The sequence below is a fragment of the Salinicoccus sp. Marseille-QA3875 genome, assembly GCF_054950095.1.
Window position 1 is genome coordinate 148,928 of sequence record NZ_CM143103.1, and the last position, 12,458, is coordinate 161,385.

A 12,458-nucleotide genomic window follows, 5' to 3' on the forward strand; every position below is an offset into this window, starting at 1 on the left:
AGAACCCTCTTTTAGACAGAGGGTTCTTTTTCATTAATGAAAAAGGTATATTTTGGTATATATAATAATAAATGTAGAAAAATAAATCTTTTTACTTCAATTTTCGAAATAAAAATTGATTATTTGTCAAAATATTATTATAATTGTTGTGTATCTATATAATTAGGGGGAACTACTAATGAGTTTAAAAAAATATTTACTAGCAGGCGGACTTTCTACAGTTCTACTTCTTGGAGCGTGTAACGGGGATGACACTTCTACGGAAGAAGAAACTGATGATGCAGCTACAGAGGAAACTGACGACAGTGCAACTGATGATACAGCAGAAGATACTGCAACAGAAGACGATGGCAGTGCAGATGATGAAAAGGAAGAAGAAAGCACTGATGAGGAAAGTGGCGATGGAGAAATTACATATTCAGGAGAATATGGTGAGTTCACGGTCGCTTCATACGAGCAGTACACTTTAGAACCGGAAGAAGCTGAAGAGGAAGAGGAGGAAGAAGAGGGAGAAGAAGCTGAAGAAGCTGAACCGACAGATCTGGTATTGATCGAATTTGAATTCACTAATAACAGCGATGTTCCAACTTCTCCGGAAGAAGCATTCGGCCTGGACCTTGCAGTCAGACAAATGGCTGAAGCGGGAGAAAACACTTTGGAAAACTTGACTATGGATCTGCCGGAGGATCATGAACAAGCAGATCTGATAGCTGAATCCATAGAGTTGGTGGAGCCCGGCGAATCAGCAACAGCTTTAGTTGCCTACGGCCCTCTCGACACCTCATTGGAAACTGTCATTCAAAGCCGTAATGACGAAGAACTTGATGAAACACTCGAACTGGATGGTGCTGGAGAAGCAGAAGAGGACAGTGCCGATGACGAAGAAGAGGAAGAAGATTCTGAAGAGTAATCGCTTTACGGATATAGACTTGGACCCGGATAATAAAATCCGGGTCCTTTTTGTTTTACCCTTCTGCTTGCTTTCACTCCCCGGTCTCTTGTTATAATGTGATTAGACCTAAATGGAGGGGTAAATATGCTGGATATTAATCTTAAAACTATTGATGAATCTGAAAAAGAAGTTGTAGTAAAAAACCATTCATTTCAAGATGTCAAAAAAGCACAGGAATTATATGATAGATTGACAGAAGAATATGCTGAGCAATCAGTACCATTCTTTGATAATGACGAAAAAATAATTAAACTGGAATTAAGTAAAGATGATAATGATGAAATGGAATCTGAATGTTATTTAGAATATAGCGATGAGCTGCTGAACAGCTTATATAATAGACTTTAAACAGTAAAGGACAGAGACTTGGAATGAAGTCCCTGCCCTTTTTTTATTTAAAATTAGATTTCATCAGAAGGCCGGATTTAACAGGACAACGATATCCTCGTTTTGCCTGATGGTAATTTTTATTTCATCAGGGGCCGCGTCCAGATAATACGAATAAGTCATCTCTTCCTGCTGCTGCACTACAGTTGTTCCGAGAAAGTTTTCACTGAGCAGATTACTGATGTCACGGACGCGTTTTGAATCAATCTCTACGACCTCCCCACCCTTTTTCTCAGGGATTTTGAAGCCCGGGTGGTGTTCATTGTCAAAGATTTCTTTGTCATTAGAATATAATCGTATGTCTTCCATGACGACAGACTGGTCAGAGTCATTTAAAATTGTAAAACGGTACAATTTCTCATCAGTAAAGGTATCTTCAATTATTTTTTCATTCTTCACTTTCAGCTTCACTTTCGGTTTCTGTCTCACCAGCAGCATTTGTATGAGTATTCCAATGACCACTGCTGCAACAATGAGTAAAATGATTGTGAAAATATCCATATTCACTGACTTCCTTTTTTGCAGGCTATTGTAATTTCCCTCTGGCTGATACTTCAATCTCTTCAAGCATTTCTTCATTTTCTACTAAATAAGCCTTTTCATACAAGTTCGAAACCGGACAGATATGGTTCATGATGATCTCGATTTTATCACCGATGTTGACCTGATTGCTGAATTGCTCATTATATATGATTGCATGCTCATCGAACATGCCGTCAATATGCACATCATCGAAACCGACGATCTTGCCGAGTCCTTTAGTGGCGGTCAACCCGACTTTCCTGTGCTGCTGGGTAAGACCTTTCGCCCCCACATCTGTGATCACACGCTCGCTTGTCGGCTTACTGATAACGGTGGTGAGCACTGTGGCAGCACATGTGTCATCAGTGCCGATGACATTCGCCTGCGAGCCGTCCATCAATATATATGTTCCCGGGCGTATTTCAGTGATGCCTTCCGGCATATCAAAGCCGAGTATGAACGGCGGAGTGGAACCGATGCTGACCACATCACATGCCATGCCGTGATTGCGTGCAATATCGGCAAAGTGCAGCGTCCTTCCCGAACTTTCTTTAAACAGTTCTGCCAGTTCATCAATCGTGCCTGCCTTATAAGTATGCCCGTCATGTGAGAACACGCCTTTAAAACTCACATTTTCACTATTTTTAATCTCCTTAAGCAGTTCGATGAAATCATGTTCTTCTATGATACCTGAGCGCTTCTCCCCGACTTCGATTTCAATGAGCACTTGCGCTTTATTATCCGCACCTTCGAATACTTCATCTATCTCTTTGACACTGTAGAGGCTGTCGACTCCGAATGAAATGCTGATGGATTTTGACAGGTTTCTTATACGTTCCACTTTGGACTTGCCGATAATCTGATTGGCTATGAAAATATCATCGAGACCAGATTCTGCCATCACTTCAGCTTCTCCGACCTTTGCTACAGTTATTCCGACGGCACCTGCGCGCTTTTGTCTTTGGGCAAGTTCCGGCATTTTATGCGTTTTAGTATGTGGACGTAAATCCACTTTATGCCTGTCTGCATAGTCCTGCATGGAAATAATATTGCGGTTCAATATTTTGTTGTCGATCATTAAGGCAGGTGTATCTAACTGCGTATGACTCATAACATTCTCTCCCTATGCTCTGATTATATATAATGCTACTATATTACTTTAAATCTTAAAAATCTAATTTATAAGTTCTATCGTTTACCTATAGATTTCATTGAACTTTAACTCTGCTATAATGATATTAGTGGAATTTTACTAAACATACGAAGGAGATAATCTATGCTAAGTATTAAAGGTTTGACCAAAATCTATCAGGGAACGACAAAAGCTGTGGATGATGTCACCATAGATATTGAAGATGGTGAATTCGTCGCTTTTATCGGAACTTCCGGAAGTGGTAAGACAACCGCACTCAGAATGCTCAACAGGATGATCGAGCCGACGTCAGGCACCATCACCATTGACGGTAAAGACGTCAACAAAATGAATCCTGTCGAACTGCGCCGCAGCATCGGCTATGTACTTCAGCAGATCGGACTCCTGCCGCATATGACGATAAAAGAAAATATCGTCCTTGTCCCAAAACTCCTCAAATGGTCTGAAGAGAAAAAAGACAAAAAGGCACGTGAGCTGCTTAAACTCGTTGATCTGCCCGAATCTTATCTTGACCGGTATCCTTCCGAACTGTCAGGCGGTCAGCAGCAGCGTATCGGTGTGGTCCGTGCACTTGCAGCAGAACAGAATATCATCTTGATGGATGAACCGTTCGGCGCACTCGACCCGATTACACGCGATACACTCCAGGACCTTGTTAAAGAGCTGCAGCAGAAGCTGAACAAGACTTTTATCTTCGTTACGCACGATATGGATGAAGCGATCAAGCTGGCAGATAAGATCTGCATCATGTCTGAAGGCAAGGTGCTGCAGTTTGATACACCCGACAATATACTGAGTGCACCTGCCAATGATTTCGTCAGAGATTTCATCGGCGAAAACAGACTGCTCCAGGACAGGCCGAATATACGGACAGTAAAAGAAGTGATGAAAACACCGATTACGGTCAATGTCGACGAATCATTGAATAATGCGGTGAAAATTATGCGTGAAAAGCGCATCGATACCATCTTCGTGACTAACAATGAGCAGAAGCTTCTCGGCTATCTGGACATCGAAGATATCCAGGAAGGCGTACGCAAAAACACAGAACTGATCGACATCATGGAACGGGATGTTTATAAAGTGGCACTGGATACGAAACTCCAGGACTCCATAAGGACCATCCTGAAGAGAAATGTACGCCACATACCGGTTGTAGATGAGAACAACATACTTAAAGGCCTGATTACACGTTCCAATCTGGTTGATATCGTCTATGAATCCATATGGGGAGAAGATGAAGTCCCGGCTGGAGCTGATAGCCGATGATTGATTTCATAACAGAAAACAGAGCTGAACTGCTCGAAAAGACGATGGAACATTTCTTCATTTCAATTGTTGCACTGTCAATCGGCATATTGATTGCAGTACCGCTCGGCATATTGATTGCGAAAAACAAAAGATTTTCAGGCATCATTCTGACGACGGCAGGCGTACTCCAGACAATACCGACACTTGCCCTGCTGGCGTTGATGATTCCGTTGTTTGGCATCGGAAAGACACCTGCCATCATTGCGCTTGCAGCCTACATTCTCCTGCCGATGCTTAACAACACCATCATCGGTGTTCAGAGTATTTCAGGAGATGTAAAGGAAGCTGCGAAAAGTATGGGTATGACCAACTTACAGCTGATGCGTTCAGTCGATTTCCCGCTTGCCCTGCCTTACATTATGTCAGGTGTGCGTCTGTCCAGCGTTTACGTCATCAGCTGGGCGACACTTGCGAGCTACATCGGCGCAGGCGGACTGGGAGACTTTGTGTTCCAGGGACTGAACCTGTATGAGCCGATGATGATCATCGTTGCAGCGGTACTTGTGACGACCATCGCACTTCTCACCGACTTAATATTGTCTTTTGTAGAAAAATGGTCAGTACCTAAAGGACTGAAAGTATCCAGATAAAAGGAAGGAGTTTTAACTTACTATGAAACAATTTAGAAAAATGTTCATCGTGATGCTGACTTCTCTATTGGTGTTATCTGGATGCAGTCTGCCGGGTCTCGGCGGCGGTTCAGATGATCCGATAAGAATTACATCACTTGATACAAGTGAATCACAGATTATGGCTCACCTTGTCAGACTGATGATAGAACATGATAGTGACGGTGAATTGAATCCGACAATCATAAATAATCTTGGTGCATCAACATTACAGCATCAGGCAGTACTGAATGGCGATGCCAATATGTCGGCAGTCAGATATTCCGGTACAGAAATGACCGGTCCGCTTGAACAGGAACCGATTACAGATCCTGAACTGGCAATGCAGACTGCCAAAGATATTTTCTCAGATACATTCGATCAGGTTTACTTTGACTCATACGGCTTTGATAACTCATATGCATTCATGGTGACGAGTGAAACTGCAGAAGAATATGACCTTGAAACTACCTCAGATCTTGAAGAATATCAGGATGAATTCGGATTTGGCGTGGATACTACCTGGCTGCAGCGTCCAGGTGATGGTTATGAAGGCTTTACAGAGCACTATGGTTTTTCATTCAGCAGTATCAGCCCGATGCAGATAGGCCTTGTATATGATGCTCTCGACAATGGCAACCTTGAAGTTGCCCTCGGTTACACATCAGACGGACGGATTGCCGCTTATGATCTATTTGTACTGGAAGATGATCTGCAGTTCTTCCCGCCGTATGATGCCGCACCGCTTGCTACAAAAGAATTGCTGGATGAGTACCCGGAACTGGCGGATACGATGGACAAGCTTGATGGAATCATCACGACGGATATGATGCAGCAGCTGAACTATGAAGCGGACGGCGAAGGTAAAGAACCTGCTGTCGTCGCTCAAGAATTTTTGGAAGAGAATAACTACTTTGAAGAGACAGAAAGCGAGGATCAGTCATGACTGGAAATATTATCACAGACTTTTTTAATTACTTTATAGTAAATGGCGGCTACATTTTTGAACTGTTTTTCAACCACCTGTTGATGTCGGTCTACGGTGTTATTTTCGCTTCTGCAGTCGGTATTCCGATCGGTATACTGATTGCACGTTTTTCCAAATTATCAGGCTTGATCATCACACTGACGAATATCATCCAGACGATTCCGGTCATTGCGATGCTCGCCATCATGATGCTTGTCATGGGTCTCGGCAATACGACAGTCGTCGTGACTGTGTTCTTTTATGCACTGCTGCCGATCATTAAAAATACTTATACAGGGATTTCAAATGTCGATTCCAGCATTAAAGATGCCGGTAAAAGTATGGGGATGACACGTAACCAAGTATTGACGATGATAGAACTGCCACTGGCATTATCTGTAATTATCGGCGGACTCAGAATCGCGCTCGTTGTCGCCATCGGCGTTGTCGCAGTCGGTTCGTTCATCGGCGCCACCACCCTTTCAGATATAATCATTCGTGGAACCAACGCTTCAGAAGGCACGGTCTTCATACTGGCCGGTGCGGTACCGATCGCAATCATCGCAGTGCTGGTCGATATCGGTCTCAGACTTCTTGAAAGAAGACTCGACCCGACAAGAAGGAAAAAAGCTGAAAGTGAAACAAACCCGCGCGTTCAGACCATCAATTAGAATAAAAATCTGCAGGCCCAAAAAGTTGGGAGCTGCAGATTTTTTTATCTATTCACAAGCATGGTTGTCCTTATCCCTATCCATTTTCGGCTGGTAGGCAGGATGATCCGACGACACCCCGTCAGGGAATACCTCCTTAAGATCTGTACAGTTCTGAAAGTTGTAGGATGCATTTGCTCCGGCGTCAGACCCGGTTGAAGCATTATTTGATGGAGAATCCGAGGCAGGTTCTGAAATGGCATCCGCTTCTTCCTCATAATTGAAGCCCTCTCCGTCTTCATTGACATATCCAGGGATTGACCAGACCCCCAGCTGATTATCTTTCGCATATTGTTCAGCAGCTCTGAATTCTTCCAGGTAGCGCTGCTGCTCATAAATATAACCAACCCTCGCCAGCCCCTCTTCAAGCAGGACTTCATGGACACTGACATCATCTGCATACAGGTAAACAAGCTCCCTCATATAATGATCCTGTTTTTCTCCATCATCATACTCAATATATAACTTATTGGCATTATTCAACAGTTCAGTCAGCCTCGCTGATGCTTCCTGGCCGTATGGCTGGACCGGCTCTGTGGGATGTACAGTTTCAGGTGTATCTATGAGCAGTAATCTCAAGTTTAGATTATTACCATGTTCATCAATAACATGCACCGTATCACCGTCAACAACACGGTACAGCTGTACAGGAATGAGCCCATCTTTAACAGGTACTTTTTCATCAGCTTCTTCGGCCTCTTCTGCAGCTTTTTCTTCTGCAGCCTTCTTCTCAACTTCGGCCTCTTCCGCAGCTTTTTCTTCTTCGGCTTTCTTCTCAGCTTTGGCCTCTTCTGCAGCTTTTTCTTCTTCGGCCTTTTTCTCAGCTTGGGCCTCTTCCGCAGCTTTTTCTTTTTCGGCCTTCTTCTCAGCTTCGGCCTCTTCCGCAGATTCATCTTCCTCAGTAACTTCATCAATCGAGGCCTCAACGAGTGCTGCACCTGTATTATCTTCAACTTTTTCTGTGTCAGCAGAAGTTCCGATGAATACGAGTGACAGTACCAGCATTCCGATTGTAATTCCTGTTGTCAGATTAAACTTTCCTCTTTCGTTGTACTTATTTTTATATGTTTTATTAAATAATAGTGATAGTACGAGTCCGGCTGTGGATAATAAAAATACAACTATAAAAATATCCGACAGAGTGACACTGCTGCTTACAGCGGCATAAATCAACATGAGAATCAAAGTCATAGATGTACTAAGTATTGCACCTCTCCATAGTCCCTTTTGAGACTTGCTATTCACACTTCTGGTATAAAGTGCACTCAAGTATAATCCAAAACTGGACAATAGACCGACGATTATGATTGGTATAAAAATGAAACCCAAATCTATCCACTCCCTGAAATATGTTACATATATAGTATACGACAATTTTTTAGAATATTTATACACAATATGTAAGATTAATGACAAAATCACATATTTTATGCATATAATTAGTATTTTAATAAGTATATTGACAATAAACTCTCTTTTTTATATGCCTTATACATACAAATGAGTTTTAAAGCACTGCCCAGGGGAACAGGACAAGTAAGTATCATTTCGAAAGGAGTATATTTTCATGAGTATTAAAGCTCTTTATTTGAACACTTCTCTAAAAACCGGTGAGGAAGCATCTAACACCGAAGCACTGATGCAGAAATCGATGGATATTCTTAAAAACGAAGGTGTTGAAACTGAACTGCTGAGAATCGCAGATTATAATATCACCCCGGGCATGAGTCCCGATATGGGCAATGGTGATGAATGGCCACAGATTTTCAGCAAGATAATTGACTCGGACATCGTTGTGATTGGTACACCGATCTGGAACGGGCATAAGAGCAGTCTGGCAACAATCGTCATGGAGCGGATTTATGCACAGAGCTCGGAAACTTCAGATAATGGACAATCCAAATATTATAACAAAGTGTTTGGTACAGTGGTGACAGGCAATGAAGATGGCGCGAAAGAAGCAGGCGGTTCTATCCTTTCACGTATGGCTAACCTCGGCTTTACCATTCCTCCCAACACGAATGCTTACTGGATCGGTGAAGCTGGTCCCGGTCCGTCTTATATAGAAGCAGGCCAGGAGAATGATTTTACTAAAAACCAGATACGGATGATGAGTTATAACCTGATTCACTTTGCCCGGCTGTTTAAAGAGAATCCCATTCCTGCCGAAGGCAATCTTCTTGAGTAAAATTCATCGTAAACTGAATGAAGAAGCATTATATTGACTTTAAAAAATAATCACAATAAATTTTCCAATCACCGGGGTTTCAGCAACGTATTCAAACCCGGCAAACTTATTATAGAAGAAGTTGCCCTCCACTTCTGATCTTTTGTATAGAGAATAAAATATACTTTTAACACCCACTACAGCGGGTATAGTATCACTACATCTATTAAATGGAGGATTTTGATATGAATATTAAGAAATATCTACTTGCCGGCGGTCTCGCTTCAATACTTGTTTTAGGCGGCTGCGGGGGCGATGAGGAAAGCGCAGATGATGCAGGCGGCGAAGGCGCCGGTGATACAGAAGAAACCAGCGGCGTTGAAGATGAAGAATCTTCCGAAAGTGCCGGAGATGCTGTTGAAGACTCCGGTGAAAGTCTGGACGACGGTGAAGTACCAGAAGAGCAGGAAGACTCAGAGGAGTGATATATTTTGATATCGAAGATAAATATTACCGCTTTCTAATATAGAACTGTTATGGAGATGATTATCTTCATAACAGTTCTTTTTATTTATTTAAAAATATTTCTTTACTTATTACATTTATGCTGTATACTATAATTACAATCTAATTAATTAGTTCGAATAATATTAACAGTTCGTACTGTATAAACAGTTCGTCTGCAGAGGAGAATGCCGCATGTCTAAAAATGAAAACAAACCACTGAAAATTTCAGTAGATCAAGCAAAATTACTAGGAAGCGCACTTAGAATAAAAATCCTCGCAACGATTGAAAATGACGCGAAAACTTCCAAACAGGTTGCCGTTGAAATCAATGAGTCACCCGGCAATGTCCACTATCACATGAAGAAGCTGTATGAAGGGGACCTGATAGAACTGGTGGAAGAAAAACAGGTCGGCGGCGTCGTCGAAAAATATTACTTGGCAAGAGCAACGACATTCAGCAGTGATCATGAAGTATATCCGGAACTTCAGGCTGGTTCCAAAGCTGAATCAAAAGGTTCTCTCAGTGCAGCGCTTTTGCTTAAGGAAGAAGACCAGCAGGAATTACTGGATGAGTTCCGTGATCTGATTGCCAAATGGGTTAAAAAGACGAATGATAAAGATGTTCAGGATGTTGAAGAGTTTGTCATAGGGGTCAAACTTTTCCAAAGAGACACGAACTCTAAGTAATCAAAATCTACTTTTAAAGTAGAAAAACGGGGGTAATTTTATGTTATTGAACAAAGACGTGCCCTATGCTGAAAAGTTGAATTTCGTTATTTATCTTGTCAGCCGGCTGATGACGAACTTGGGGAATATGGTCTATATGTTCGCAGTTTCATACTCTATTCTATATACCACCGGCTCCGCTTTTTACTTTTCAATCAACCTGGCATTGATGACACTGGTGTCCCTTCTGCTCCTCCCCTTCTCCGGATGGCTGAGCGATGTATGGAATAAGAGGACTTTGATCATTTCCGGAGAGATAATGATGACTTTTATCATCGGGGGACTGCTGGTCTACTCATATCTCTACGGCTTCAATCTTATTGCCGTCTATATCACGACAGTTTTGGCTTCTTTCATCAATCCGTTCATATCCAATGCCTATCAGGCAGTGATGACTGAAATGTTCCACGCCGACAGAATCCAGAAGGTCATGGGCTACACGTCTTCGATCATGTCTTCAGCGGTCATTCTCGGTCCTGCATTTGGGGGCGTCCTTTTCGGATTGTTCGACTTCTATGTCATGATTCTGGTGTTCTTCATCGCCTATTTCATTTCTGCGGTTCTTGATTTTTTCGTCAAATTTAAATTGTATTATGATGAGGCCAATTATGTTTCAGAGGAAGATATCGGAGAAGAAGTATTATCCAAAGCTGATAAATTCAAAAAAGATATTTCAAAAGGTTTCGTGTATATTTGGAAATCCAGCATATTGAAAAGGGTATTCATCATGGCTGCCGTCATTAATTTCTTTACTGCACTACTCGCCATCTATCCTGAAAAAGTGATGATTGTAGAACTCGGTTTCAACCCGGAAGCTGTCGGCGTAATCAATGCATTTGACGGAGTCGGTGCACTCGTTGCAGGTGCTGTCCTCGGTTCGATAAAGCAGATAAATAGTCCGATCAGAGTAATGAAAACCGGCCTGCTTCTTTTAACCGTAATGTTCTTACTTTTCCTGCTGCCGATCTATGTCACTATGCCGCAGCTTGGGATAATGATATTTTTTGCAGCGATAGGATTCATCATTGCCGTTCTTGTACAGGTGATCAATGTACCTTTCTTCACTTATATGCAGGTCATTACACCACAGAACATTAAGGGCCGGGTGTTTTCGGTCGTGAGTATTTTTGCGATGAGCATCCAGCCTGTCGGGACTTTATTATACGGGGTATTATATGATTTCGTTCCTTACTGGATCATACATGTTGTCAGCTTTCTGCTATTACTTTTAGCCATCACCGCCGCATTGAAAGAAGATATTATTGAAGGGGCAAGAAAGCAGTTTACCGCTAAGACGGCTGAGATGGAAAATGAGAAGGAGCTATCAAAAGTTGATTCTATGGCAGTTGAGAGCTATAGTGATTAAATAAAAATCCCGATGTGATTTAAAAAATTCACATCGGGATTTTTGTATAAAGCCGACAGCGAGAATCATTTTAATAATGCAATAGACTACAATGCGCAATATTATAATGTTTATATAATTTCACATACACAATAAAACATATTAAAGCACACTAGAAAGTCACGTAATGGTCACGTATAATTAAAATTAACAATATTTAGGAGAGTTTACAAATGGCTGAATTATTTGGACTACTGTTTTTTGCCCTTGCCGTACTGCTGTTTTTCGGACTGGTCATATCACTTATCATTTTAATCGTTATGGCCGCTCGAAAGAAACCTGTTAAAAATGCCGGAATCATGTCAGGTGTATTGGGCGGGAGTTTTATCTTTGTCGTCGTACTGATGTTTGTCGCCTTAGCCAATGTGGAGGATACGGTCCCACAGACGTCAAGCTACCCTACAAGCAGCTCGGATGCACAGCAGACTGAAGAAGTCATAGAGGAAGATAAACCTGAAAACGAAGATGAAATTGAGACAGATTTAGCCACCGAAGAAAGCGATGATTCTCATTTAACAAATGATGGAAGCGATCCAACAGACTTTTCAGAGTACAATGCGGATGTGGACATGACAGATATCGAACGCAACCCTGCAGAATATACTGATGAATGGATTGCATTTGAAGGTAGAATCATACAGGTGATAGAAGATGACGTGATGACTGCTTACAGAATTGCGGTGAATGATGATATTGATAGAGTGGTTTATGTGGAAACTTTAGGAGCTAGCTTAGAGGAAAGATTGCTGGAAGATGACCATGTGGAAGTATACGGCTCATTTTATGATTTAGTGACCTATGAGACGGTTATCGGGAATACGCAAACAATACCTGCGTTTAATGCACATGGGGAGAGGATTATATTGCAAGAAACAACCGAGTAAACAAAAAAAGCCCGGGTTTCCAATCCAAATTAAAAAACCACCCACGTCGAATGGATGGCTTTATAAGGTTCTTTTAAGCCGACAGCGAGAATCGAACTCGCATTTCAGCCTTACCATGGCTGCGTTCTGCCATTAAACTATGTCGGCACATAAAAATAA

At 41.9% G+C, this 12,458-nt stretch carries 14 protein-coding genes and 1 tRNA gene; 11 read left to right on the forward strand and 4 right to left on the reverse strand.

Annotation, left to right across the window (positions count from 1 at the left end; all coding sequences use genetic code 11):
• Positions 1 to 178: 178 nt before the first annotated feature.
• Complete coding sequence (locus ACY8DT_RS00725; protein WP_462421064.1) at positions 179 to 910, forward strand: DUF5067 domain-containing protein; 732 nt, start codon at positions 179 to 181, stop codon at positions 908 to 910.
• A 126-nt stretch (positions 911 to 1,036) separates the two neighbouring features.
• Complete coding sequence (locus ACY8DT_RS00730) at positions 1,037 to 1,300, forward strand: hypothetical protein (protein ID WP_462421065.1); 264 nt, start codon at positions 1,037 to 1,039, stop codon at positions 1,298 to 1,300.
• Positions 1,301 to 1,363: 63 nt separating this feature from the next.
• Here the strand turns inward: ACY8DT_RS00730 and ACY8DT_RS00735 are convergent, their stop codons facing one another.
• Complete coding sequence (locus ACY8DT_RS00735) at positions 1,364 to 1,840, reverse strand: hypothetical protein (protein ID WP_462421066.1); 477 nt, start codon at positions 1,838 to 1,840, stop codon at positions 1,364 to 1,366.
• A gap of 25 nt (positions 1,841 to 1,865) precedes the next feature.
• Positions 1,866 to 2,972, reverse strand: a complete 1,107-nt coding sequence (locus ACY8DT_RS00740; protein WP_462421067.1) for an alanine racemase — start codon at positions 2,970 to 2,972, stop codon at positions 1,866 to 1,868.
• 165 nt (positions 2,973 to 3,137) lie between these two features.
• Here ACY8DT_RS00740 and ACY8DT_RS00745 point away from each other — a divergent pair, with 165 nt between their 5' ends.
• From ACY8DT_RS00745 to ACY8DT_RS00760, 4 genes are read left to right on the forward strand one after another with little or no spacing between them, the layout of a single operon-like run.
• Positions 3,138 to 4,283, forward strand: coding sequence for a betaine/proline/choline family ABC transporter ATP-binding protein (locus ACY8DT_RS00745; RefSeq protein ID WP_462421068.1), 1,146 nt, complete (start codon positions 3,138 to 3,140; stop codon positions 4,281 to 4,283).
• Complete coding sequence (locus tag ACY8DT_RS00750) at positions 4,280 to 4,915, forward strand: ABC transporter permease (RefSeq protein WP_462421069.1); 636 nt, start codon at positions 4,280 to 4,282, stop codon at positions 4,913 to 4,915. The genes ACY8DT_RS00745 and ACY8DT_RS00750 overlap by 4 nt, the downstream gene beginning before the upstream one ends.
• 22 nt (positions 4,916 to 4,937) lie before the next feature.
• Complete coding sequence (locus ACY8DT_RS00755) at positions 4,938 to 5,879, forward strand: osmoprotectant ABC transporter substrate-binding protein (protein ID WP_462421070.1); 942 nt, start codon at positions 4,938 to 4,940, stop codon at positions 5,877 to 5,879.
• Positions 5,876 to 6,571 (forward strand): ABC transporter permease, encoded by a 696-nt coding sequence (locus ACY8DT_RS00760; RefSeq protein WP_462421071.1) that lies wholly within the window; start codon positions 5,876 to 5,878, stop codon positions 6,569 to 6,571. Before ACY8DT_RS00755 ends, ACY8DT_RS00760 begins: the two co-directional genes overlap by 4 nt.
• Before the next feature lie 48 nt (positions 6,572 to 6,619).
• On the opposite strand, the gene ACY8DT_RS00765 is transcribed toward ACY8DT_RS00760, so the two are convergent.
• Entirely contained in the window at positions 6,620 to 7,939 is a 1,320-nt protein-coding gene (locus ACY8DT_RS00765) for a thermonuclease family protein (RefSeq protein ID WP_462421072.1), read from the reverse strand.
• Positions 7,940 to 8,177: 238 nt separating this feature from the next.
• Between ACY8DT_RS00765 and ACY8DT_RS00770 the strand changes: the two genes are divergently transcribed.
• From ACY8DT_RS00770 to ACY8DT_RS00790, 5 genes are all read left to right on the forward strand, one after another.
• Positions 8,178 to 8,798 (forward strand): flavodoxin family protein, encoded by a 621-nt coding sequence (locus ACY8DT_RS00770; protein ID WP_462421073.1) that lies wholly within the window; start codon positions 8,178 to 8,180, stop codon positions 8,796 to 8,798.
• A 224-nt stretch (positions 8,799 to 9,022) separates the two neighbouring features.
• Entirely contained in the window at positions 9,023 to 9,262 is a 240-nt protein-coding gene (locus ACY8DT_RS00775; protein ID WP_462421074.1) for a hypothetical protein, read from the forward strand.
• 214 nt (positions 9,263 to 9,476) lie between these two features.
• Positions 9,477 to 9,971, forward strand: coding sequence for an ArsR/SmtB family transcription factor (locus tag ACY8DT_RS00780; protein ID WP_462421075.1), 495 nt, complete (start codon positions 9,477 to 9,479; stop codon positions 9,969 to 9,971).
• A gap of 40 nt (positions 9,972 to 10,011) precedes the next feature.
• On the forward strand, positions 10,012 to 11,376 hold the full coding sequence (locus ACY8DT_RS00785; protein WP_462421076.1) for an MFS transporter: 1,365 nt from the start codon (positions 10,012 to 10,014) through the stop codon (positions 11,374 to 11,376).
• 212 nt (positions 11,377 to 11,588) lie between these two features.
• Entirely contained in the window at positions 11,589 to 12,299 is a 711-nt protein-coding gene (locus tag ACY8DT_RS00790; RefSeq protein ID WP_462421077.1) for a hypothetical protein, read from the forward strand.
• A 76-nt stretch (positions 12,300 to 12,375) separates the two neighbouring features.
• Here the strand turns inward: ACY8DT_RS00790 and ACY8DT_RS00795 are convergent.
• Positions 12,376 to 12,446 (reverse strand) — tRNA-Thr (locus ACY8DT_RS00795).
• Positions 12,447 to 12,458: the final 12 nt, after the last annotated feature.